We start from the raw sequence: 25,328 nt of genomic DNA on the forward strand, positions 1-25,328 counted from the left end.
CTGAAGCTGAGTATACGCACACAATTAGAGTAGTGTCATATCATCCTCGTTTTTGCTCTTCTTCTTAATTAGAATCCGCTGGGAAGATTACCCCGATTTGTTTCCTTGCTTCATCTAATATCTGCATTGTTTGGATGGAACGTTCCCATGTGTTAATCGGGTTTTCTAACTCTTTGTTCTCTATCGTTTCAAGGAATGACTTTGTCTCATAAATCATTGCATTCTTATTTTGTTCGAGACCAATGTCCTCTGTTGTTCCATCTCGATACACAATTTGAATGCCTTCCATATCAGAAAATTTGCGAATAATAATCGAACCTTGTTCCCCTTGGATTTCTGAAGGGAGGTTGGAATCTGTAATCTTTGAAAAAATAGCAATACCGTTCATGCCATCATATTGTGCTAACACATTCCCTTGCCCATCTACACCTGAATCTAATCGGATTGCACTTGCTTGAATCGATTGCGGCGCACCAAATAACGCGACCATTGGATACAAGCAGTAAACACCGATATCCATTAATGAACCATTAGATAATTCTGGTTTAAATGCATTCAGTACCGTTCCTTCTTTATATGTATCATACCTAGAAGAATACTGACAAAAGTTAGCGATATATCGACGCACAGGTCCGATTTTATCTAAGGAATCTTTGACCACTTGAAAATTAGGAGTATGTGTTGTCTTCATCGCTTCCATTAGTGTTACATTATTCGCTTTGGCTACTGCAATCATTTCTTGTACTTCTTTCTCATTAGATGCAAAAGGTTTTTCTACAATGACATGTTTTCCACCATTCATACATGTAATTGCATGCTCTTTATGAAAAGCTGTTGGACTTGCGATATAGACTGCATCAATTGCATCACTTGCACTAAATGCATCTAAATCCGTATATGTCGCATTCACATCATATTTTTCCGCAAATTCTTTGGCACGCACTTCTGTACGAGAATACACTGCACGTAAAGAGAAATCGTCTAGTTGTAATGCCGCATCCAAAAATCTATCTGTAATCCAGTTCGTGCCAATGACACCAAATCTAATCATAAAATCACACCTTTTTTTCTATTCTTCGTTCTTTTCTTTTAATCGTTCTAAGACAATCTTATATCCATCATTTCCATATGTCAGACATCTTTTCACTCTTGAAATAGTTGTGGTAGAGGCACTTGATTCTTGAGCAATAGCTGTATATGTTCGCCCTTCATCTAACATTTTTGCAACTTGTAATCGCTGTGTTAATGCTTGGATTTCATTCATTGTTGCAATATCATCAAAAAAACGATAACACTCTTCTCGATCCTTTAATGTTAAAATCGCATCAAATAATTGATCCAACTGTTTGCCACGCAATTTATCAATTTGCATGGAATACACCCCTTTACTCCGCTTTACTCTGCAATCACAACATGTTGCAGACCACGATTTGTTGGGATCACATTCACCCATGTTTTCCCTTGGACAAATGGTACTGGCTCCCCATTCATTGTTGGAATAATTCTACCATCAATTCGCTCCCATTGCACGTGTTGTACTTTACCATTCTGTAGTAATAAAGCATTGCCACCTGATTCAAGGTCGATTTCACGTCTACCAACATCATCTACTACTTCATGATTTGCTTCAATAAATAGCACATTGCTCATTTGAACAGGTGTACTGTCTGCATATTCGACTACTTGCACACCATCACTATATCGATTATATTTCTTACTACTCTCGTCATACACATACTTCACTTCATAATTACTATAATTGTAACTAATTTCTGATGCTTGATCCCCAGTTATTTCTTCTTCTGTGAATACAAACGGCTCATATACCTTTTCTAAACTATATCCTTTTTCTTCCCCACGTTGATAAATCCCTTCAAAAATCGCATAAGAATTGTGCGGCGCTACACGATCTGTAGAACGCTGAAAAAGTACTTGGTCATTATCATAATACATCCCATTTAACCCATCTACAGCACCTGATTGGATCATATTCTCAATGAAATCTGCTGCCCCGTGATACACATACAATGCTCCGTAATCATTGGCTAGATTAAAATAATATGGTCTCGCACTACGCACAGGTCCTACTGTCTCTGGAATGTCACTATGAAATAATGCCATATATCTCGTAATATTTCCTTCTGCTAGAATTTCAAAAACCATATCTGCTTTGGACAAGCTTGTCTGTGGTCTTGCTTTTGGATGATTATTAACCATAACTGCAATGATTCTATCCGTTGGTTCTTCTTCTACTTCTTCACCTGTTAGTGGTGCAATAAAGCCAGTTTCTTGTTCTGGCTCTTCTTCTACTTCTACAACGGGTTCTTTTGGTTCCTCTTCCTTTTCTATTACTTCATCTTTTTGGCAGGCCACACAAAATAATAGTAGTACAATAATTCCAATCCATACCTTTTTTAACACGTACTCATTCACTCCTTAAGTCATATTCTATGTATTTTTCGTGAATCTTACTTCTCATTATTCACATGGTTCTGGTGCAAAAGTACCTGATTCACACCAAAACAGAACCTTATCTAAGGAAGTTTAGATAAGGTTCTACTACTTTAGAAGCTTTTGAGTAAAAGTAACCATCACTTCTTTACGTACCATGTGAAAACTGTTTGAATACAATAAGTTCGTATCCATTATAACAAAATTTTTATCGCATAATAGCAGGAAATAAAATTTCTTTTTGTTTTACGTCCACAATTCCGAGTGGCGTGATCCGTGCATATGGTAAATGCATAGAAGAAAGAAATAATAAGCTATATGGTGGATCATTGTATTTATATCCATGTTGGATGAGCAATTGTTTTAGTTTCTCATCTTCTGCTATTAATGCAGGCATTTTGCCATCGTACATCATTCCTGCCACTTGTAAAGGTAATTCAAAGATTACTTCCCCTTCATGTACAAGTACAATGCCTCCACCAATTTCTTTCATTCTATTAAATGCTAGCAATAGATCTGACTTACATTTTCCAATAAGTACAATATCTCCTGTTAAGGAATACGAGCTTGCTAAACCTCCAAGTGTACGTGTAAATCCATTAATAACCGTATTCACTCGCCACTCGCCTTCACGGTCCGCTAACATCAAGAAAGATTCATCTAATGTATCTGAAATCACCTCTGTATTTGCATCAATAGAGATAGGATATGGCTCCATAATTACATCATTGACCATCTTTAATCCTACAGGCATCGAAAACTGTAAATCTTTTTCTGTTAATTGCCAATCTAATTGTAATGGCCCTAAGCCATAGCTAGACCAGTCTATTGTAATCGACTGATTGACTAATTTTCCATCTTTCTTTAGCCATTTTCCTTTCGCTAAAACAGAAGAAGGTGTCGCATTCTCTATTTGATCAAGTATATTAATATGTGCGACCCTACCTGGAGCAATTGCGCCAAGTCTCTCTTCTAAATGGAATTGTTCCGATGCGTTGTATGTTGCCATCATGTATGCTTCAATTGGCGGTACACCTTCATCTATTGCTATTTGCACACATTGATTAATCAACCCATTCTTATAAAAGGATGGTGTCGATCCATCTGTTGTCATTGTTAAATAATCATATGATTCTAATCCTAACTGTTGCAGTTCTTGCAGTAAATTTCCTAAGTCAGGTCGAACGGATGAATGACGTAATCCCACTCGATACCCCATGGATAATCTGTTAAATACTTCTTCTCCTGACAGTGCTTCATGATCTGAGCTTGCACCTAGCAATTTTAATTTTACTAATGTCTTTTCAGATGCACCCGGAAAATGTCCTTCTACTGGCTTTCTTAATCGTTTTGCTTCTTGCATCCAATATAGAATTCTATCATCATTTTGCAATACTTGTGGCCATGCTGTTAATTCGCCACCTTGAACAACTGCTTCATGTTGTAGCCATAAATGGATATCTTCATCATTAAAAATCTCTTTTTCTTCATTAATTGCAGACTGAGAATCAAAGCGTGCCCACCAGAACATCGAGATTGGTAATTGCATAAAATCATCAATAAGAGAAAACGCTTTCTCGTTATCCAATAAATAAAGCCATGGTAAATTGTCATTCATCAATGTTGTTGTTCCTGTCTGTCCAGCATACATGGCTAATTCATATGGGTTATATAATTGAAATGGGTGGGCATGTGGTTCCACATATCCTGGCACAACATACTTCCCGCTACAATCCACGATATCAATTCCTGCTAACTTCTCCGGTAGACGCTTGCCTACGTATACAATTCTGTCTTCATATATCCAAATATGAGCTTCCATCCATTTTCTTAAAAACACATTTAAATAAAGTGCATTTTTTAAAATAACTGTTGGAGACTCTTTCTCATCAATTACTGCTATTTGTTTACGGATTTCTTTATTTCTCCATCTATATAAATGATCCTTCATTACAATCGCCTCTACTTTGCTAACTTAATTGTTACAACTTATTTTAGCATGTTTTGATAGCGTTTGCATTGTGTGAAACTTACAAAAAAATCTCAATATTTTAGGCAGATTTACGTATAATAAGTAGCATACCATAAGAAACGACAATAATCGTCACAACCCACGCCCATGCTAACTGCATTTGATTAGACTCTATCGCTACATAAATAGCTGTTGGAATGGTTTGTGTCTTCCCAGGAATATTCCCTGCAAACATAAGTGTTGCACCGAATTCACCGAGCGCTCTAGCAAATGCTAAAGTAATTCCTGTGAAGAATGATTTCCTTATTAGCGGAAATGTAATCAATCGAAAGACATCTAACTCACTCGCGCCATCCACTCGTGCTGCATCTTCTACATGCTGATCTACTAAGGAAATTCCCGTACGTGTTGTTTGATACATGAGTGGTAATGCAACAATGACTGCAGCAATTATTGCAGCACCCACTGTAAACATCACCGTCGTATCAAACAAGAATTGAATGATTTGTCCAACAACAGAATTATTGCCAAACAGCATGATGAGAAGAAAACCTATGACAGTTGGAGGCAAGACAATCGGTAGTAGTAATACAGTATCAAGTATTACTTTACCTTTGAATTGCTTTTTTTCCATGAGCCATGCACAGAGTAAGCCAATGACACTTACAATCATTAATGCACTTATGGATACAACTAGTGATAATTTTATTGGTTGAAAGAACTGTTCCATATTTGTCACCATCTAATTCTGATTACTCTGTTATAAAGCCATACTCTTTATATATTGCTTGTATTTCTTCTTGTTGCAAAAATGCTAAGAAATCTAATGCTTGCTTTCTATGTTCTGTTGCTTTAATAACACCTGCCGGATAAATAATTGGTTCATATCCAGATAATTCAATATGTTGATTTACTTTTACTTTCGTTGATTGCATTGCATCAGTTAAATAAACAATGCCTGCATCTACATTCTTTGTTTCTACATAATGTAATACTTGGCGAACATCTTTTGCATACACAAACCTGTCTTTCACTTGCTCGTATTGGCCTTTTGCTTGCAGAGACTGCTTTGCGTATTTTCCAGCTGGTACAGTTTCTGGTGTACCTATCGCTATATTTCGATATTCTAATAAATCTGTTGCATGCTCTTCTTCTAATTGATCGACATGTTCAATCAAGACAATTTCATTTGTAAATAATTCAACAGACTCTTTTGAATCAATGATTTCTTCCTTTACCAATCGCTCAAAAACATCACTAGATGCGGAAATGAATACATCAACAGGAGCACCTTGTTTTAATTGCTGCCCTAACGCACCCGACCCACCTGTATTAATAAGCACATCAATATCTGGATGCTTTTCTTCATATCTTATTGCAACATCTTCAAGTACATCTGTTAATGATGATGCTGCTGAAATGGTAATTTCTGTTTTTTGTTCTTGGCATGCTGTGAGTAGCATACAACAGCACAGCAAGCTAACTAGTGTGAATTTTTTCATTTATTTTATGCCCTCTTTACCTTATGATGTACTAGTATAACATGTTTCGCTAACACAACGCGATTATAGTATAATACATCATATAAGGGTTGGTGAAAAAAAGATATGACAAAATTCACTCATATGAACGAGCAAGGCAGAGCAAAAATGGTCGATATTACACAAAAACAAGTCACCAGTAGAACAGCTATTGCACAATCTAGCATTTATGTAAATCATGAAATTTATCAAAAAATTATTAGCCATGAGATAGGAAAAGGAGATGTGCTAGCAGTCGCACAAGTCGCTGGTATTATGGCAGCAAAACAGACTTCTACGATTATTCCAATGTGTCATCCACTACCTTTAAGCGGTGTAGACATTACATTCGATTGGGAACAAGCGGAAGATGCTTATCAGTTAATCATTCGTTGTGAAGCAAAAACAAGAGGCACAACAGGTGTGGAAATGGAAGCATTGACAGCTGCTTCCGTTACAGCACTTACTATTTATGATATGTGTAAAGCAGTAGATAAAGGTATGGTTATTGGAGAGACATTCTTGTTAGAGAAAACAGGCGGAAAAAGTGGGACGTATAAGCGAGAATAAAAATACGAAAGCATTATACAACAATCGAGTCAGAAAGGCGTTTAGAACCTACACTGACTCGATTGTTGTCTATTATAAATCTTTACGAATTTCTCTAATCACATGGCCGATTTCTGGGAGAATGAGTCGCTTCATTGCGAGTGTTACCGCACCACTGGAACCTGGTGTCGCAAATATCGCTTTGTTATGTGCGACTCCAGCTGTTGCACGCGATAATATCGCCGCTGTTCCAATATCCTCTTGGTAACTAAGCAATCGAAATAGTTCTCCAAATCCTTGCATCTCTTTATCTAGTAATGCATGCACCACTTCAATTGTAACATCTCGCTTCGCAATCCCTGTCCCGCCATTTAATAGAATTGCATCAATCGACTCATCAGCTAAACCTGATCGAATCGCTATTTCTATTGCGCCTCTTTCGTCTTTTACAATCTCATAATCGATGATTTCATGATGATTTTCTTTAAGTAATTGTTGCATTAATTGCCCACTTCTATCTGTAGTCTCATCTCTCGTATCACTCACTGTAATCACTTTACAACGAACGCTTGAAGGTGCTTCTTGTTTGTGTTCTACTGACATATTTTTCCGCTCCTTTTGGTAGATTGCTAGTATAGATAGATGCACTATTTTTTCTTATGATTCTTTGTAATGCAATATCATTTGCTTATTATTGCTAGGGTTGTATAACACAATCGATGCATCGGCAGAATGTGTGCCATTTCCAGTAGCAACGAAGGATTCTCCTAACCCTATCACCCATTCATCTGTTTCTTCATTCGATAGAACTAACGCTAATGTTCCGTATTGCTGTGTCGCTTCCCAGCCATATTCAAATGTGTCCGTCCCTTTATTGATGGCAATCCCATCTGGTGTAACAGAGATTTGAATACCATCTCCACTCCACTCTCCATGAAGCTCACTTCCGACATAATAATACGAGGAACCTGATCCTCTATCCCCATATGTGCCTACATATACTTGCTGTTCTTTCTCATTATTTATATATGGTAAAACAGCAATATCATTTGTAAGCCATTCGACCTTTTCATAACTACGTGCGTTCTCATCTATAATTTCTTTAGGTCTTTTGAATACGTAATAATATCGTCTATAATAGGTTAAATCTTGTGAGTTCTTTTCATATGTAGCTAAGAAAATTTCTTTTTTATTCGGTGAAAAATTAATGATTTGTTCATAGGTTTGATTTTCTTCTACCATTTTGTAAATATGATACCCACCAATTAAACATGCAAACAAAAGGATTGCTACCATCATCCATCGTTTTGTTCTTAAATGTATAATCACACTACAACTTAATAAGAGAATGAGCAGCAGATTGATACTATAAAATAATCGACTATCAATAAATTCCACATGATAGTTTGTTTGGATGATGACATTACCAATCTGAAATATTAAAAGCAATAATGCACCTAGCCAACAGAATAAACTAATTTTCCTCGCCATATGTAGGATCCACCTCTTCTACAAATTCCCATGTATGCCCTTGATCACTTGATTGGAATTTTCCTTGAATATAGCCTCCCATATAATCGCCATTTGGTCCTTGATCGACTATCATTTCTAATTTGTCCTCTACTTGATATGGAGCATTAGGCAATACAAATACCCGGTCATATTTGGAAGGCATCTGTACGACAACTTGATTCCATGTCTCTCCAACATCATTTGTCACATACATATCTATAGCATCTGGATTGATTGTTCCATACGCAATAAATCCTGTCTTATTATTTACAAATCCACCATCTGCAATTAATCTAGTCGTATTCGGCATATTCGTCGTATGCCAATTTGTACCTTGATCTACGGAATAATATATCATTGCACCTTCTTGTGACATTGTACGCTCTCCAGATATGAGAACATACCAGAAATCTTCTGCTAGAAAATCTACTTTACGGTACCTCATACCAATTGCATTTTCCGCGACTGTTACTTCCTTCCAATCGACTCCTTTATTATCTGTATAGATAATTTGAAGACCAGCACTCTGATACAAAAATGCAACCATATCCTTCGTCATTACAAAACTATTCTCTATCAATTCTTCTTTATTGCCATTATATTCTCCAGTAAATAGACTATCTATTACAATTGGCACTTTTGTCCAACTCAATCCATCATCCCACGTAACTTGCAATGTATCATTTTGCAATGAATATGCCACATTACTTTCATTTGGATAGATTGGATTCAACATTTCTTCTTCTGGTTCTACTTCTTCTGTTGTCGGAGGTATGATTAGTTGTTCTGGTTGTTGTGGTTCAAGATTTTCATAATATATGATAATACCTAATCCAACCATTAACATAAGACAAATGCTAACAATGTACTTCTTTGTAATCATTTTACACCTCACCTTTTACCTTTATTATAACGGTTGACGGTAAATTTAGAAATCGAAAGCTGTTCTTTTCTTCATAAAGGTTAGTCTAGTTATACATGTGTTGTTTTTCTATCAGGTCCTCTTGATGTTTGGTATTGATATTTATTTTATATGAATCCATATTCAGTAATAGTCTAGATTATAATTAAATTGGAGATAAACGTGAGAGCAGTGGATCTATTTAAAGATATGAAAAGACAAAAGCATCGTTCGGGTGCGTATTTAATTGTTCGTCTTACTGCATCTTCCTTGATAAAATTTTAATACTGCATTTAAAAGGGAATGAATAGCTATCTATTCAATTCGGCGGATTAATTTCACCCAAATAATCTTTATCACCTCAAGAAAATCAACATTTACCATCGCAGACTTAAAGGATGGAAGACTGGATGATTAAAGAGTAATTGATACAAAATATGGAAACATATGATACAATTAGGTTATCAAGTTTTGCTATGTAGACAGTGTTTTTTGTTTAACTAATGAAGCAGTATAGTTGAACAAGGAAAGGAGGAAAAACGATGTCCAATGAAGTAGGAATAAGAAAAGTAATTTTAGATTTAGCTGTTACGTTAGACGGATTTATTGAAGGGAAAAATGGTGAAGTTGATTGGTGCATAATGGATCCTGAAATGGAGTTTACTACTTTCCTAAATCAAATTGATACAATTTTGTATGGAAGAAAGAGTTACGATTTATGGGGACAATATACTCCAACAACTGAAGCTACTGATGATGAAAAAGAAATGTGGGAATTAGTTCACAACAAGGAAAAATATGTGTTTTCTAGAACACAAGAAGGGTCAGACAGTAAAGCAATATTTGTAAATAAAAATATTCCAGAAGAAGTAAATATGTTAAAGAATAATCCTGGGAAAGATATATGGTTATACGGTGGCGCAGGTCTCATCACGACTTTTATTGAGTTAGGACTTGTAGATGAGTTTCGATTATCTGTTCACCCTGTAGTATTGGGAGAAGGAAGACCATTATTTGTTGATATAAAACAAAGACTGAATTTAAAGTTGATCAATACAAGGACTTTCTCCTCTGGTGTTGTTCAACTTATATACCATTCAAATAGAAATTAAATATCCCAGCCAGCCTCAAACATTATCCTATAAGGAGAGAGTGACAGTATTACGGATGTACTTGTTGCCCTACGGGTACGATAATTGAACAACAATGGATTATTTGGACGTTCATTTTTTTAGTATATAACCAATTAATAGATAGTATAGAGGAGAACCATGGAGATACTAAAATTACCAATTTAATTCGAATATAATTGCAATATTTTTTTAAAGTTAAGATGAAAACGAAAAATCATTATGTAAGTATTTCAGATTATAGAGTAACACTTGGACTTGAAAAGCCCAGGATAGATTGTGAATGATTTCGCTTAGATTATTGAAGCGGGTTAGTTTACATACAAAGAAAAAAGGCATTCGTTTGGAATACCTTTTTAACTTATATTTTCTTTAGTTGCAACATCCTTTACAACATCTTCTAAAGTAACACTTCTTAACACCTTCTCCATTGCCAATTGTGCTGCTGTGAACAATGGTTCGATTGTATTATGAATGTTCCTGCCAACGGGACAATCAGGATGTGGACTTTCATGTATGCTAAACAATTCATTCTCCTGTACAACATTCACTGCCTTATAAACGTCGAACAGTGTTATATCAGATAATTCCTTTGCGAGTTTTGCCCCTGCAATGCCTGGATGTACCTCAATCAAACCAGATTTTTTTAGCATTCCCATTAGTTTTCTTATCACTACTGGGTTCGTGTTAACACTTGAAGCTAAGAATTCAGAAGATGTCACTCCTTCTTTATTAAATTCAATTAGAGTCAATATATGAATTCCGACAGCGAATCGGCTACTAATGGACATGTTCAGTCACCACTCCTATTAACTATTCTGTTATTTAATTATATTTTTTTATAGTGTAATTAATTTGATTACAAGTTTATTATACCAAATTATGATTAAAATAATAAATAGCATTGTTACATATTGACAAATCTATTACATGTAATTAAAATTATTACATGTAATAGTTATTGTTACAGGTAAACCGAATGGGAGGAATACAAAATGAAAATATTAGTTACAGGAGCAACAGGAAATTTAGGTTCAAAGGTTGTAGAATCATTATTGAAATCCATACCTGCAAGTGAGCTAGTAGTGAGTGTTCGAAACCCTGAGAAAGCAGAAGGACTTCGTGCTCGTGGAGTGGAAGTTCGTCACGGAGATTTTGACCGTCCAGAAACATTAGATAATGCTTTTACAGGGATTGATCGCTTATTAATTATTTCTGCTGATGGTGACAACGAAACAAGAATTCATCAACATTCTAATGCTGTCCAAGCAGCTGAGCGTGCAGGGGTAAAATTTATTGCTTACACAAGTATAGCAAACGCTACAGAAAGCAAAAATTTAATGGCTCCTCCTCATGTTGCGACAGAAGCAGCCATCATTAAAACGGGTATCCCATATTCTTTCTTGCGTAATAATTGGTATTTGGAAAACGAGATTGGAAGTATTCAAGGTGCTATGAATGGAGCTCCATGGGTAACATCTGCTGGAGAAGGTAAAGTAGGCTGGGCACTGCAACAAGATTACGCTGATGCAGCGGCAGCCGTTCTTGTTGGAAATGGACACGAAAATACAGTGTATGAACTTTCTGGTCCTCTTTTAACCCAAGAAGAGTTGGCATCTGCTCTTGGTAATGTATTGGGTAAAGAAGTACCTGTACAACAAGTTAGTGACGAAAAATATGCAGAGATTATGAAAGGCTTAGGTTTACCTGATTTTGTGATTCCTATTGTAGTAGGAATTCAAGAAAGCATTCGAAACGGTTCACTAGATGTTGAAAGCAATGATTTGGAGAAAGTTCTTGGTCGCTCAGTTACACCGATCAACGAAGCATTGACCCAACTTGTTAATACAATTTCACAAACAAAATAAGATAAATGGAACTTCTATAAATTAAGAAGTTCCATTTTCTGCTTTATATCAACTTTAAAATTGCCTTTTATTAATACGCATCATAAGATAAGACAATTTTATTTTGGGACGGATCATACGTGACATAATTGTCATTATCTTTCTCTACCTTTGCGCCAATTTGTCTTACATTGTTCACCACTTGTTCAAGTGACTCTTTATTTGGATAAGATAGTGTATAAGATTCTAAGCCCGGATTGAATGGTAATTCTGGGGGTGCTCCTAACCCATTCCATGTATTTAATCCAATATGGTGATGGTACTTGCCTGTAGATATAAACAATGCCTGATTACCAAATTGAGATACTGTTTGGAAACCTAATCCTTCTTCATAAAATTGCTTCGTTTCACCAAGTTCTGCTACATGCAAATGAATGTGTCCCATCACTGTATTTGTAGGTAATAAAGTCCAAGCACCATTCTCACCTTCTGCTAATAAGCCTTCTATATCTATAGGATCAACAGCCATGACGACATGATTATTTCTCCATGTCCATGTAGAAGGATCCTTATCTGCATATACTTCAATACCATTCCCATCTGGATCATTAAAGTAAAATGCTTCACTTACTAAATGGTCTGAAGAACCTACTGGAATCTTATTTTTTGCAAGGTGAAACACAAAATTAGCTAAATCTTTTCTTTCTGGTAATAATATTGCAAAATGATACAATCCTGTTGTCTTCTGTTGCTTTGGTTCGACCTTTTCTAACTGTTTTAATGAAAGAATACTCGATTTTCCATCTGTAGTAAATCGCACATTATTCTCCGTTTGTTCTAATATTTGAAATCCAACTATTTGTTTATAAAAAGCAATAGATTCTGCTATATTAGATACTTTGAGCTCTACATGACTAACAAATGTGTTTGGCTTTTGATGAAATTGCATGAACTCACTCCTATTAGTTACTTTATGTAAGTTATTATACTTTAGTAAGTGTATGTTGTCAAATGATGATTTTGTGTTTAGATTTTTATTCATTTGTCATCATATTATTTAACCAACACTTTTTTATTATCACATTAACATCTAAATTAAAAATTTATATTCATTATCAAAGTAGTATCGAAAAATTTGTTTGCTACTGAATTAGAATAAATGAAGTTAGTGTTTGTGTAACATATTATGAGGGCACACTTGAATTACTCCAAATAATACAACTACTTTTACCGATCATTTAATTGAGCAACATGGACATTTTCTCTGATAGGTAAAATATATTATGATTGTATGACTATCCAAAATTATCGTTTATTTAATATATTCTTACTTATAAGTAGTGAAGGAAAATATCTAAGAATTCAATTATATTCGGATTGTTTGCATTCGCTTATATCATTTTATGTATTTGGGGATTGCGTACACATAAAAAGTGGACATTATCAAGTGTCATTTTTTTGTAGTGGCCGCACTTATTTACGATAATGCTATTTATGCACTCGGTACTTTTATTGGTGAAGGGACATTTCTCAAAACGTTAAACTTATTACGCTTTTGGCTCCACGCTCTGATTACACCAACTCTCATATTATTTTCTATAGCGTCTATGAGAGAAGCAAATATCAAATGGGCCCAACAATCATGGGTTCTATTATTCGGTGTCTTGTATACAATTGTTGCTATATTTATTGAGATTATAACAGTGTTGAACGGACTGGTTTTGCAAGCTTCAAAGGAATATGGAGCTTTAAGTTATTCATCGGCAGAAGAAGCAAGCGGTCCTCCAATTATGATTCTGATGGTATTAATCGCACTATTAATTGCTGGATTTATGCTATGGTGGAAAGCAAAATGGCCTTGGATGTTTATAGGTACTTTAATCATGATTATTGGCAGTGTAGTTTCATTTGATATTAATAGTAATGCTATGACAAATGCTTTTGAGCTCATCTTATTATTTACACTTGTTTGGACGAAAAAGCAGCTAGATTTGAATAGATTATATGTTCATTAAATGAAAGTTGAATTTGCTGCGTGGGGCGTGGGATTCCTGCGTCGCTATAATAATTCCTGCGTGGGGCGTGGAATTCCTGCGTCGCTAAAATAATTCCTGCGTGGGGCGTGGGATTCCTGTGTCGCTGCAATAATTCCTGCGTGGGGCGTGGGATTCCTGCGTCGCTATAATAATTCCTGCGTGGGGCGTGGAATTCCTGCGTCGCTGCAATAATTCCTGCGTGCAAAAAAACTACTAACCATTTTAATCGTTTGGTTAGTAGTTTTATTTTATGCTTTTGAAAAACCTATATCTTTACGGTAAAAGAAATCATCTGTTTCATTAAATCTTTCTAAATAGGTGTAGATTTCTTTTTGAGCTAATTCTGGGCTGTCTTGAATGGAGCCAACTAATAGCACACGTCCACCTGTCGAGTGGAAACCGCCATTTTCAGATACTGCTGTACCTGCATGAATTACGTAGACATCTTGGTCTGTTGTTAAATCTGGTAAGGGAATACTTTTTTGATAAGAACCTGGATATCCTTTTGATGCAACTACAGTACCAATTGCATACTTGTCCTTCCATTGTAACTGAGGGTCTTTTCCCTGTGTAACATCTTCAATCACTTGGATTAAATCATTCTCAAGTAATGGCAGCACTACTTGAGTTTCTGGATCACCAAATCGTGCGTTAAATTCGATAACTTTTGGTCCTTCTTTTGTTTCAATTAATCCACCGTAAAGTACACCTGTATATGTACGGCCTTCTTTTTTCATACCTGCTGCTACAGGTTTTAGAATTTTTTCAATTGTATATGCTACATCTTTTGGATCTAGTCCAGGTACTGGAGAGAATGCTCCCATTCCGCCTGTATTCGGGCCTTCGTCATGATCATATGCTCGCTTGTGATCACGCGCTGGAACCATTGGATAGACGTTTTCCCCATCTACAAATGCAAACAATGAGAACTCTTTACCTTCTAAGAACTCTTCAATTACTACTCTACTCCCTGCATCACCGAATTGATTCCCAATCAACATGTTATCGACAGCATCTGTTGCCTCTTTCTCTGTCATTGCAACAACTACACCTTTACCTGCAGCTAATCCATCTGCTTTAATAACAATTGGCGCACCTTGTTCTTTAATATATGCTTTCGCTTCATCTGCGTCTGTGAACGTTTGGTAGGCTGCTGTTGGAATATCATATTTTTTCATAAATGCTTTTGCAAAATCTTTACTACCTTCAATGATTGCAGCTGCTTTACTAGGTCCAAATACTTTCAGGCCTTCTTCACGGAATGCATCGACTACCCCTTTTGTTAGAGGAATTTCTGGCCCAACAATTGTCCAATCAATCGCTTCTTTTTTTGCAAAGGCTACTAATTCTTCAATCGCATCGTCCTTTATTGCTACACATGTTGCTTCTTGTGCAATACCTCCATTACCTGGTGCTGCAAAGATTTCTGTCACACGTTTACTTTCTTTTAGCTTTTTTACGATAATATGCTCACGACCACCACTACCGATTACAAGTACTTTCATTCTCGCCACCCTTTCCGTACAACTAGAAATTAGCTGTTGGTTTTGTTCCAACTTCCTCATTATGGTCAAAACTAGGATTCCTAATAGAAATTAGAAATCCTAGTCAAATTAATGTTTGAAATGACGCATGTTTGTTAAAACCATTGCAATCCCATGTTTGTTGCATTCGTCAATAGAATCTTGGTCTCGTTTTGAACCACCTGGTTGAATAATTGCTTTAATTCCTGCTTTTGCTGCATTTTCAACCGTGTCAGGCATCGGGAAGAATGCATCTGACGCTAACACTGCACCAATTGTCTTATCTCCAGCTTGTTCAAATGCGATGTTCGCTGCACCAACTCGATTCATTTGGCCTGCACCAACACCGATTGTTTGATTGTCTTTTGCTACAACAATTGCGTTTGATTTTACATGTTTTACCACTTTCCAAGCGAATAATAGTTCTTTTAGTTCTTCTTCACTTGGTGCTCTTTCTGTTACCACTTCTACACTATCTGCGGTTACGACACCATTATCGCGATCTTGCACTAATAGGCCACCAATTACACTAACTACTTTTTTCGTGTCGTTTGTGTTTATTTCCATTGGTGTTTCTAGTAGACGAATATTCGGTTTCACTGTTAGAATTTCTAGTGCTTTTGAAGAAAAGCTAGGTGCAATAACGATTTCTAAGAAAATATCTTTTAATGTATTCGCTGTTGCCTCATCTACTTCTTCATTCAATGCAACAATGCCACCGAAGATAGAAACAGGATCTGCATCATATGCTTTTTGGAAAGCTTGTTCAATTGTTTCACCAATTCCAACACCACATGGATTCATATGCTTTACTGCAACTGCTGCTGGTTGGTCATTAAATTCAAGAACAATCTCTAGTGCTGCATTCGCATCTTGAATATTATTATAAGACAATTCTTTTCCATGTAATTGTTTTGCATTCGCAATGGATGCACCTTTTACATTGCCTTCTTTATAAAATGCTGCATGTTGGTGTGGATTTTCTCCGTAACGTAAAGATTGTACTTTTTCAAAAGTTTGTGTAAATGTTTCTGGATCTTCTTCACCAGTAATCTCTACAAAATAATTCGCGATCATTGCATCATAGTTTGCTGTATGACGGAATACTTTGGCTGCTAGTGTTTTGCGGAATGCTACTGTTCCACCATTATCCGCTAAATTCGTTAATGTCGCATCATAATCTTCTGGATCTACGACAACTGTTACATCGCGGAAGTTCTTAGAAGCTGCACGCAACATTGTTGGACCACCAATATCAATATTTTCAATCGCATCTTCTTCTGTTACGTCAGGTTTTGCAATCGTTTCTTTAAATGGGTATAAATTTACCACAACAACATCAATTGGAGTTATATCACGCTCATTTAATTGCTCTATGTGTGAAGCTTCGTCACGACGAGCTAACAAACCTGCATGAATATATGGATGGAGTGTCTTCACGCGTCCATCAAGAATTTCTTCAAAGTTTGTAATAGCAGATACAGGAAGTGCATTCAATCCTGCCTCTTTCAATGTTTTTAATGTTCCACCAGTTGAGATTAGTTCATAGCCTAATTTCTCTAACCCTTCTGCAAATGGAACTAAATTTGTTTTATCAGATACACTTAATAATGCTCGTTTCTTCAAAGTTATTCTCCTCTCGAAATCAGTTGTTGAATGGTTTGTGGGTATAGATGATGCTCCACTTTTTGAATCGCTTGTTGCAATGCTTCTCTTGTCATATTCTCTTCTATTTTTACCGCTTCTTGTGCAATAATTTTCCCTGTATCCATTCCTTGATCTACAAAATGGATAGTAACTCCAGACACTTTCACACCTGCATCAAATGCTTGTCCGATTGCATCTAACCCAGGAAAAGCAGGTAAAAGAGATGGATGAATATTGATCATTCTGTCTTCAAAGTGTTGCAATAATGTTGGGCCAACTAGTCTCATATATCCTGCTAATATAACCAAATCAACCGATGCTTCTTGTAAAACTTCGACAATTTTCGTCTCAAACATTGCTTTATCTACATATTGTTTCGGATCAAATACAAACATCGGCGTACCATTTGCCTTGGCTTTTTCGATTACTTTTGCATTTGGGTTATCACATACGAGAATGGTCAATTCTGCATCTAATTGATTTGTGCGAATGGCTTCCACAATTGCATCATAATTGCTACCAGTGCCAGATGCAAATACAGCTAACTTTGTTTTAATCATTTGCAAAAGTCACCCCTACTTCTTCTGTCACCTCACCAATAATAAATGCTCTCTCACCAATATCTTCTAATAATTGAATTGCCATTTCTGCTTCATGCGCTTCCACAATAACAGCCATACCAATTCCCATATTGAATACGCCATACATATCTTCTGCACTCATATTCGCTTGTTTTTGTAAATACGTGAATACAGGCGGAATCTCCCAGCTACCTTCTGTGAAACGAACGCCTAAATGATCTGGTAAAGCGCGAGGGATATTTTCATAGAAACCGCCACCTGTAATATGGCTAATTCCTTTAATCGTTAAATCTAACTTCATTTGTTGGATTGCTTTTGTATAGATTCTTGTTGGCGTAAGAAGTGCTTCGCCTAATGTCATGCCTAATTCTTCCACATAATCGGTATATGCTAAATTGTTATCACTCACAATTTTGCGAACTAATGAAAACCCATTAGAATGCACACCAGAAGATTGAATACCGATAATTTTGTCCCCTTGTTGAATCGTATCACCAGTGATGATTCGCTTTTTGTCGACAATTCCAACAACAAATCCAGCTAAATCATACTCGCCATCTCCGTACATTCCTGGCATTTCAGCAGTTTCACCACCGATTAATGCTGCATTACTTTGGACACATCCATTACTGATTCCACTAACAATTTGTTCGATTTTCTCTGGTTCGTTTTTACCACAAGCAATATAATCTAGGAAAAATAGTGGATCAGCACCTTGGGCGATAATATCATTGACACACATTGCTACAAGGTCAATTCCAACAGTGTCATGTTTATCTAAAGCAAATGCTAATTTTAACTTTGTACCAACACCGTCTGTTCCAGAAACAAGAACAGGTTCTTCATATGAGAAGTTACTTAAATCAAATAGCCCTGCAAAAGCACCAACACCGCCGATTACTTCTGGACGATTGGTTTTTGCGATATGTTTTTTCATTAAGTCCACTGCTTTATAGCCTGCGTGCACATCTACACCAGCATCTTTATAAATATCACTCATCGATATTCTCCTTTTTTCGGATGTAATGGAGAAAGTGGCGCTACAATTCGCCACTTTCTCTATCCATTTTTGAAAATAAATTGATCATTATTCGTTAATCTTTATATGCAGGAATAATCGTATCAGGATAAATTTCTGTTGGATAATTACCTGTAAAGCATGCTTGGCAAATACCATATGTTTGTTGGTCTCTATCTGCAACAATTGATGCTTCTAATCCTTCTGTTGATAAAAATGCAAGACTGTCTGCTCCAATAATTTCACGAATTTCTTCGACCGTATTATTGGATGCAATGAGTTCCCCTTTTGTTGATGTATCAATACCATAATAACAAGGGTTTTCAATTGGCGGAGAAGCAATACGCACATGTACTTCTAATGCTCCTGCTTCTTTTAGTAAGCCAACAATTCGTCTACTTGTCGTTCCACGTACAATCGAATCATCTACCATGACGACTCTTTTGCCTTCTACAATACCTCTTACGGCAGATAATTTCATCTTCACACCTTGTTCTCTTAATTCTTGTGAAGGTTGAATAAATGTACGTCCAACATAGCGGTTTTTGATTAATCCTAATTCATAAGGAATCCCAGTTGCTTCTGAAAAACCAATTGCTGCTGATATACTAGAGTCAGGTACACCTGTAACGACATCTGCTTCTACTGGTGCCTCTACCGCTAATTGTTTCCCCATTATTTTGCGACTAGCATGTACATTTTGATTGTTTAAATCGCTATCTGGTCTGGAAAAGTATACATATTCCATTGAACAGAGCGTACGTTGCATGGGTGAAGTGAATTGTGTTGAACGAAATCCTTGTTCATCTATAATAATTAGTTCCCCTGGCATTACCTCTCGCTCGTATGTCGCCCCAATCAGGTCAAATGCACATGTCTCTGAAGCAAACACATACGCTTCACCTAATCGCCCAATCGATAATGGTCGTAATCCACGTGGATCTAATCCAACAAATAGTTGGTTTTCTGTTAAGATAGTAAAGGCATACGCACCTTTAATCATACCTAAAGCGGATGTAATCGCATCTTCTAATGGAACATTTCCACTACGTTTAATCAAATGTGCGATTACTTCTGTATCTGACGTTGTTTGTAAAATACTACCTTGTGCTTCCAATTGGCTTTTTAGCGCATGTGCATTGACTAGATTTCCATTATGCGCTAATGCCATACTCGTTGTTTGGGAACGAAAAACTAATGGTTGAACATTTTCGAATCCGCCACCACCTTGAGTTGCATAACGCACGTGTCCTATTGCTGCATTTCCTTTTAAACGAGAGAATTCTCCTTCTGAAAATACATCATTAATTAATCCGACACCTTTATGAACATTTAGCTTTTCGCCATCTGATGTTACAATTCCTGCTCCTTCTTGTCCACGATGTTGCAGGGCATGAAGGCCGTAATATGTCATTTCGGCCGCCTTCTCATGTCCCCAGATTGCAAAAACGCCACACTCTTCATTTAAGCCTTTGATTTCAGCAAGCACGGGATAGCTCCTTTCCAAAGCTGTTGTAATGCTTCAACACTGTCATTAATTATTTCTACATTATCATTTGTTATTACTAATTTATCATCATTAGAAACTGTTCCTATATATGTCGCATGTTCTACCACACGTTCAAATGCTTCTCGATCTTCTACTTTCACTGATACAACAAAACGTGATTGTGTTTCACTAAATAATGTTGCAGTGACATCACCTTGTATTTCTACAAAAGCACCTAGTCCTTTATTTGTGAATAAACTCTCCGCTAAAGCGACACCTAATCCACCTTCTGCCACATCATGCGCAGATACAACTAGACCATTTTGAATTGCTTCTAATAATTGTGCTTGGCGCTTTGCTTCGATTGTTAAATCTAATGCTGGTGCTTTACCGAAATAGCTACCTTCTAATAGATTTTGCAACTCACTACCGCCAAATTCAGGTTTTGTTTCGCCTATTACATAAATCGCATCCCCTTCATTTTGGAAATGAGATGGTGTAATATGTGCTAAAGACTCATGTAATCCTACCATACCTACAATTGGTGTAGGGAAAATCGCTTGGCCATTGGATTCATTATATAAAGATACATTTCCACTAATAACTGGTGTATCAAGTGCAAGACACGCTTCACTCATGCCTTCAACACTTTTTTCCATTTGCCAGAAGTTTTCTGGTTTGTCTGGGTTACCGAAATTCAGTCCATCTGTAATTGCTAATGGTTTCGCACCAGAACATACAATATTACGAGCCGCTTCTGCAACTGCGATTTTTCCACCAACTTCTGGATCTAAGTGAATATAACGAGAGTTACAATCAATTGTCATAGCTAAAGCTTTATCATATCCACGTACACGAATAACAGCAGCGTCAGAACCTGGTGAGAATACCGTATTCGCTTGTACCATGGAATCATATTGATCATAAACATATTCTTTACTTGCAATTGTCGGTTGTTGCAATAATTGACGTAATGTCTCTTTATGGTCTGTTATATTTGGAAGGTATGCAGGCATTTTTTGATATTCTTCATAAAATGCTGGAACTTTGGATTCTTTATAGAATATTGGTGCATCTTCTGCAAGACTATCTACTGGAATATCTGCAACCACTTCGCCATTGTGTAGCAAGCGGAATCGCTTATCATCTGTAACTTTCCCTACTGCTACTGCTTCTAAATTATATTTTCTAAAAATATCGATGATTTCTTGTTCTTGACCTTTCTTCACACATAAAAGCATACGCTCTTGTGATTCTGATAACATCATTTCATATGCTGTCATATTCGCTTCACGTTGTGGGATTAAATCAAGATTCATTTCCATTCCCATTCCTGCTTTACTTGCCATCTCACTAGCAGATGAAGTAAGACCTGCTGCACCCATATCTTGGATACCTACAAGTGCTTCTGAATGAATCACCTCTAGACATGCTTCAATCAATAGCTTCTCCATAAAAGGATCCCCTACTTGTACATTCGAGCGCTTGCTCTCAGAATCCTCTGTTAAATCTTCAGATGCAAATGTCGCACCATGGATTCCATCACGACCTGTTTTTGAACCAACATACATAATCGTATTATCAAGACCTGCTGCAATCCCTTTTTGGATATCTTTCACATCAATTAAACCAACACACATTGCATTTACTAATGGGTTTCCTTCATAACAATCATCGAATTGAACTTCTCCACCGACTGTTGGAACACCAACACAGTTACCATATCCTGCAATACCATGTACTACTTCATCAAATAAATACTTCACACGACCTGTATTTAAATTACCAAAACGTAATGAATTTAATGAGGCAATCGGACGAGCACCCATTGAGAATACATCACGAATAATTCCACCAACACCAGTTGCCGCACCTTGGTATGGTTCTACTGCTGAAGGGTGATTATGACTTTCTACTTTAAACACGACACCTTGTCCATCACCAATATCAACGACCCCTGCGCCTTCTCCAGGACCTTGTACTACTTGGGGACCTTCTGTCGGGAATTTCTTCAATAATGGTTTCGATGTTTTGTAGCTACAATGTTCTGACCACATTACAGAGAAAATACCGATCTCTGTGAAATTAGGACGACGACCCATTATATTTTTGATCATGTCGTATTCTTTGTCTGTTAAACCCATCTCTTTATATATTTTATCTTGTTCAATTGTTTCTGGGCTTACTTCAGGCGCCTGCAACATATTTTTCCCTCCAGTTTTGTAACATTGATTGGAATAATTTCAATCCATCTGCACTATTCAAAATTGCTTCAACAGCTCGCTCTGGGTGTGGCATCATTCCTAATACATTCCCTTGTTCATTTGTCACACCAGCAATGTCTGAAACAGAACCATTTGGATTGTTTTTATATGTGAATACAATTTGATTATTTGCTTTTAATTGTGCTAATGTTTCTTCATCACAATAGTAATTTCCTTCATTATGAGCGATAGGAATAGAGATAACTTCCCCTTTCTCATAATTAGAAGTGAAAATTGTATCATTATTTTCTACTACTAAATCTTCAAAATGACACATAAATTTTAATTTTTCATTACGTAAAAGCGCACCTGGTAAAAGACCTGCTTCTAACAAAATCTGAAATCCATTACATACGCCTAAAATCGGTACACCTTGTTTTGCTTTCTCGCGTAACTGTTTCACAACATTAGATGTAGAAGCAATCGCACCACAACGCAAGTAATCGCCATAAGAGAATCCACCTGGAATCAGTATCGCATCATACCTATCCAAATTAGCATCTTTGTACCATAACATATCTGCTTCTTGACCTAAGGCATCCTTTGCAGCATAGTACATATCACGATCGCAGTTAGAGCCTGGGAATACTACAACAGCAAACTTCACTGAGTAACACCCTCCTCCACTGTATATTCATAATTTTCGATTACAGGGTTTGCTAATAATTTATTACACATTTCTTCAATTTGTTGCTCAATATTCGCATCATCTTCTACTGTTAATTCTAAATATTTTCCAACACGTACTTCTTTAATCGAATTGTATCCTAATGTATTTAATGACCCCTGTACTGCTTTACCTTGTGGATCTAGAACGCCCTCTTTTAATGTTACATGTACTTTAACTAATTTCATTGTAATGCCTCCAGTCTATTCAATATATTATCGTATACCGTTACTAAATCCCCTAAGTCTTGACGGAACACGTCTTTGTCCATTTTTGCACCTGTTTCTATATCCCATAAACGACATGTATCTGGGCTTACTTCATCTGATAAGACGATTTCTCCATTTCTATTGCGACCAAATTCCAATTTGAAATCAACAAGCTGTAAATGAATCTCTTTAAAGAATACTTGGAGCTTTTCATTCACACGTAGCGCCATTTCTTTTATTTGTGCCAACTCTTCTTCTGTTGCATCTGTTAGTAATAATGCATGCGCATCATTAATGAATGGATCATTTAATTCATCTTTTTTATAGAAAAATTCTACTAATGGCTCGGAAAAACGTGTTTTCTCCTCTAAGCCTAGTCTATTCACTATACTTCCTGCAGCGATGTTTCTGACAACGACTTCAAGCGGAATAATGGTTGTTCTCTCTACTAATTGTTCTGTGTCATTTAATGCTTTTTTGAAATGACTATTGATACCATTTTTGTGTAAATAGTCGAACACTTTAGATGAGATGAGATTATTGTATCTGCCCTTTCCGTCAAAATTCGCCTTCTTCGCACCATTAAACGCTGTTGCATCATTTTTATACGATAATACAAGCAACGTTTCATCATCTTTTACTGTGTAGACTTGCTTCGCTTTTCCCTCATATAACAGCTTGTCTTTCATTTCGAACACTCCCCTTATGCTAAACCGATTTTCTTGAAAATTTGATTTACATTCTTCAGATGATACGTATAATCAAAACAATCATCTAATTCTTCTTTGGATAAAGTGTTCTTAATCTGTTCTTCTTGCTCGATCAACTCTCGGAATGGTGTTGCCGTTTCCCATGCTTTCATTGCATTTGGCTGTACCATATCGTATGCAGCTTCACGGCTCATTCCTTTATCAATTAATGATAATAGAACACGTTGAGAGAAAATCACACCATACGTACGATCAATATTGCGTTTCATATTTTCAGGGAATACCGTAAGATTTTTCACGATAGTACTGAAACGATTTAACATATAATTAAGCGCAATCGTTGCATCAGGTAAAATCACACGCTCTGCAGAGGAATGAGAGATATCACGTTCATGCCATAAAGACACATTCTCATAAGATGTAACCATATATCCTCTGATGACTCTTGCCATACCTGTCATATTCTCTGAACCGATTGGATTACGTTTGTGTGGCATTGCAGATGAACCTTTTTGGCCTTTTGCAAAGAATTCTTCCACTTCTCTTGTTTCGGTTTTTTGTAATCCACGGATTTCTGTTGCGAACTTCTCGATAGATGTCGCAATTAATGCAAGTGTAGACATATATTGTGCATGACGATCACGTTGTAATGTTTGTGTAGATACTGGTGCAGCTTGCAATCCTAATTTCTCACATACATATTCTTCTACAAATGGATCAATGTTCGCATATGTTCCTACAGCACCAGATAATTTCCCTGTCTCGATTACTTTAGCTGCTGCATCAAATCGTTCTAAATTACGTTTCATTTCTTCATACCACAACGCCATTTTTAATCCGAATGTCGTAGGCTCTGCATGCACACCATGTGTACGTCCCATCATTACTGTATTCTTATGTTCGATCGCTTTTTCTTTTAATATCTCGATAAAATTAACAATATCTCGACGAATAATTTGATTTGCTTGTTTTAATAAATAAGACAATGCTGTATCTACAACATCTGTAGAAGTTAATCCGTAATGTACCCATTTCTTTTCTTCACCTAATGTCTCAGATACTGCACGTGTAAATGCAACGACATCATGGCGAGTTTCTTGTTCTATTTCCAAAATGCGTGAAATATCAAATGATGCATTGTCTCGAAGCTTTTTGACATCTTCTTTTGGAATAATGCCAAGCTCACTCCATGCTTCACAAGCCAAAATTTCTACTTCTAACCATGCTTGAAATCGATTTTCGTCTGTCCAAATTTTGCTCATTTCTTCCCTTGAATAGCGTTCAATCATAAGAATTTTGCCT

General features: G+C 36.5%; 25 protein-coding genes. 4 read left to right on the forward strand and 21 right to left on the reverse strand.

Going from position 1 to position 25,328, the window contains the following annotated elements; translation table 11 throughout:
• Positions 1-64 precede the first annotated feature (64 nt).
• The 6 genes from ACFOZ1_RS14305 to modA all read right to left on the reverse strand — a co-directional run bounded on the left by ACFOZ1_RS14305 (position 65) and on the right by modA (position 5,925).
• Positions 65-1,051 (reverse strand): Gfo/Idh/MocA family protein, encoded by a 987-nt coding sequence (locus ACFOZ1_RS14305; protein WP_390200378.1) that lies wholly within the window; start codon positions 1,049-1,051, stop codon positions 65-67.
• An 18-nt stretch (positions 1,052-1,069) separates the two neighbouring features.
• Complete coding sequence (locus tag ACFOZ1_RS14310; RefSeq protein ID WP_390200380.1) at positions 1,070-1,372, reverse strand: YerC/YecD family TrpR-related protein; 303 nt, start codon at positions 1,370-1,372, stop codon at positions 1,070-1,072.
• Positions 1,373-1,395: 23 nt separating this feature from the next.
• The gene (locus ACFOZ1_RS14315; protein ID WP_390200382.1) at positions 1,396-2,421 is read right to left on the reverse strand and encodes a DUF3048 domain-containing protein; all 1,026 of its coding nucleotides are present in this window, start codon (positions 2,419-2,421) and stop codon (positions 1,396-1,398) included.
• A gap of 238 nt (positions 2,422-2,659) precedes the next feature.
• Positions 2,660-4,402: an adenine deaminase C-terminal domain-containing protein gene (locus tag ACFOZ1_RS14320; protein WP_390200383.1), complete on the reverse strand. Its 1,743-nt coding sequence runs from the start codon at positions 4,400-4,402 to the stop codon at positions 2,660-2,662.
• 100 nt (positions 4,403-4,502) lie between these two features.
• Positions 4,503-5,165, reverse strand: coding sequence for a molybdate ABC transporter permease subunit (gene modB, locus ACFOZ1_RS14325; protein ID WP_390200385.1), 663 nt, complete (start codon positions 5,163-5,165; stop codon positions 4,503-4,505).
• 10 nt (positions 5,166-5,175) lie between these two features.
• Positions 5,176-5,925, reverse strand: a complete 750-nt coding sequence (modA, locus tag ACFOZ1_RS14330; RefSeq protein WP_390200387.1) for a molybdate ABC transporter substrate-binding protein — start codon at positions 5,923-5,925, stop codon at positions 5,176-5,178.
• 105 nt (positions 5,926-6,030) lie between these two features.
• On the opposite strand from modA, the gene moaC reads away from it, so the two are divergent.
• Positions 6,031-6,513: a cyclic pyranopterin monophosphate synthase MoaC gene (gene moaC, locus ACFOZ1_RS14335; RefSeq protein ID WP_390200389.1), complete on the forward strand. Its 483-nt coding sequence runs from the start codon at positions 6,031-6,033 to the stop codon at positions 6,511-6,513.
• 72 nt (positions 6,514-6,585) lie between these two features.
• On the opposite strand, the gene ACFOZ1_RS14340 is transcribed toward moaC, so the two are convergent.
• Genes ACFOZ1_RS14340 through ACFOZ1_RS14350 form a run of 3 tightly spaced genes read right to left on the reverse strand, consistent with a single transcriptional unit; the run spans position 6,586 to position 8,887 of the window.
• On the reverse strand, positions 6,586-7,095 hold the full coding sequence (locus ACFOZ1_RS14340) for a MogA/MoaB family molybdenum cofactor biosynthesis protein (RefSeq protein ID WP_390200391.1): 510 nt from the start codon (positions 7,093-7,095) through the stop codon (positions 6,586-6,588).
• Between the two features lie 54 nt (positions 7,096-7,149).
• Positions 7,150-7,983: a hypothetical protein gene (locus ACFOZ1_RS14345; RefSeq protein ID WP_390200393.1), complete on the reverse strand. Its 834-nt coding sequence runs from the start codon at positions 7,981-7,983 to the stop codon at positions 7,150-7,152.
• Positions 7,967-8,887, reverse strand: a complete 921-nt coding sequence (locus tag ACFOZ1_RS14350) for a WD40/YVTN/BNR-like repeat-containing protein (RefSeq protein WP_390200394.1) — start codon at positions 8,885-8,887, stop codon at positions 7,967-7,969. Before ACFOZ1_RS14350 ends, ACFOZ1_RS14345 begins: the two co-directional genes overlap by 17 nt.
• 560 nt (positions 8,888-9,447) lie before the next feature.
• On the opposite strand from ACFOZ1_RS14350, the gene ACFOZ1_RS14355 reads away from it, so the two are divergent.
• Positions 9,448-10,017: a dihydrofolate reductase family protein gene (locus ACFOZ1_RS14355; protein ID WP_390200396.1), complete on the forward strand. Its 570-nt coding sequence runs from the start codon at positions 9,448-9,450 to the stop codon at positions 10,015-10,017.
• Between the two features lie 374 nt (positions 10,018-10,391).
• Here ACFOZ1_RS14355 and ACFOZ1_RS14360 read toward each other — a convergent pair whose 3' ends face one another.
• Positions 10,392-10,826: an Rrf2 family transcriptional regulator gene (locus ACFOZ1_RS14360; RefSeq protein ID WP_390200397.1), complete on the reverse strand. Its 435-nt coding sequence runs from the start codon at positions 10,824-10,826 to the stop codon at positions 10,392-10,394.
• 204 nt (positions 10,827-11,030) lie between these two features.
• Here ACFOZ1_RS14360 and ACFOZ1_RS14365 point away from each other — a divergent pair, with 204 nt between their 5' ends.
• A complete protein-coding gene (locus tag ACFOZ1_RS14365) occupies positions 11,031-11,903 on the forward strand; it encodes an SDR family oxidoreductase (protein WP_390200399.1) in 873 nt (290 codons plus the stop codon).
• A gap of 70 nt (positions 11,904-11,973) precedes the next feature.
• Here the strand turns inward: ACFOZ1_RS14365 and ACFOZ1_RS14370 are convergent, their stop codons facing one another.
• Positions 11,974-12,831, reverse strand: a complete 858-nt coding sequence (locus ACFOZ1_RS14370; protein ID WP_390200401.1) for a VOC family protein — start codon at positions 12,829-12,831, stop codon at positions 11,974-11,976.
• A 514-nt stretch (positions 12,832-13,345) separates the two neighbouring features.
• Here ACFOZ1_RS14370 and ACFOZ1_RS14375 point away from each other — a divergent pair.
• Positions 13,346-13,897: a phospholipid phosphatase gene (locus ACFOZ1_RS14375; RefSeq protein WP_390200403.1), complete on the forward strand. Its 552-nt coding sequence runs from the start codon at positions 13,346-13,348 to the stop codon at positions 13,895-13,897.
• A gap of 269 nt (positions 13,898-14,166) precedes the next feature.
• Here ACFOZ1_RS14375 and purD read toward each other — a convergent pair whose 3' ends face one another.
• From purD to purB, 10 genes are all read right to left on the reverse strand, one after another.
• A complete protein-coding gene (gene purD, locus ACFOZ1_RS14380; RefSeq protein WP_390200405.1) occupies positions 14,167-15,423 on the reverse strand; it encodes a phosphoribosylamine--glycine ligase in 1,257 nt (418 codons plus the stop codon).
• Positions 15,424-15,531: 108 nt separating this feature from the next.
• Entirely contained in the window at positions 15,532-17,067 is a 1,536-nt protein-coding gene (purH, locus tag ACFOZ1_RS14385) for a bifunctional phosphoribosylaminoimidazolecarboxamide formyltransferase/IMP cyclohydrolase (RefSeq protein WP_390200407.1), read from the reverse strand.
• 2 nt (positions 17,068-17,069) lie between these two features.
• Positions 17,070-17,648 (reverse strand): phosphoribosylglycinamide formyltransferase, encoded by a 579-nt coding sequence (purN, locus tag ACFOZ1_RS14390; RefSeq protein WP_390200409.1) that lies wholly within the window; start codon positions 17,646-17,648, stop codon positions 17,070-17,072.
• The gene (gene purM, locus ACFOZ1_RS14395; protein WP_390200411.1) at positions 17,641-18,669 is read right to left on the reverse strand and encodes a phosphoribosylformylglycinamidine cyclo-ligase; all 1,029 of its coding nucleotides are present in this window, start codon (positions 18,667-18,669) and stop codon (positions 17,641-17,643) included. The genes purN and purM overlap by 8 nt, the downstream gene beginning before the upstream one ends.
• A gap of 94 nt (positions 18,670-18,763) precedes the next feature.
• Entirely contained in the window at positions 18,764-20,176 is a 1,413-nt protein-coding gene (purF, locus tag ACFOZ1_RS14400; RefSeq protein WP_390200413.1) for an amidophosphoribosyltransferase, read from the reverse strand.
• Positions 20,152-22,380 carry a phosphoribosylformylglycinamidine synthase subunit PurL gene (gene purL / locus ACFOZ1_RS14405; protein WP_390200415.1) on the reverse strand — a complete coding sequence of 743 codons (2,229 nt, stop codon included), beginning with the start codon at positions 22,378-22,380 and terminating at the stop codon, positions 20,152-20,154. The genes purF and purL overlap by 25 nt, the downstream gene beginning before the upstream one ends.
• Complete coding sequence (purQ, locus tag ACFOZ1_RS14410; protein WP_390200417.1) at positions 22,364-23,047, reverse strand: phosphoribosylformylglycinamidine synthase subunit PurQ; 684 nt, start codon at positions 23,045-23,047, stop codon at positions 22,364-22,366. The genes purL and purQ overlap by 17 nt, the downstream gene beginning before the upstream one ends.
• Positions 23,044-23,295: a phosphoribosylformylglycinamidine synthase subunit PurS gene (purS, locus tag ACFOZ1_RS14415; RefSeq protein ID WP_390200419.1), complete on the reverse strand. Its 252-nt coding sequence runs from the start codon at positions 23,293-23,295 to the stop codon at positions 23,044-23,046. Before purS ends, purQ begins: the two co-directional genes overlap by 4 nt.
• Positions 23,292-24,005 (reverse strand): phosphoribosylaminoimidazolesuccinocarboxamide synthase, encoded by a 714-nt coding sequence (gene purC, locus ACFOZ1_RS14420; RefSeq protein WP_390200421.1) that lies wholly within the window; start codon positions 24,003-24,005, stop codon positions 23,292-23,294. Before purC ends, purS begins: the two co-directional genes overlap by 4 nt.
• Positions 24,006-24,019: 14 nt before the next feature.
• A complete protein-coding gene (gene purB, locus ACFOZ1_RS14425; protein ID WP_390200423.1) occupies positions 24,020-25,315 on the reverse strand; it encodes an adenylosuccinate lyase in 1,296 nt (431 codons plus the stop codon).
• Between the last annotated feature and the right edge of the window lie 13 nt (positions 25,316-25,328).

This window comes from Gracilibacillus marinus, from assembly GCF_042651725.1.
GTDB classification, from domain to species: domain Bacteria; phylum Bacillota; class Bacilli; order Bacillales; family Amphibacillaceae; genus Gracilibacillus; species Gracilibacillus marinus.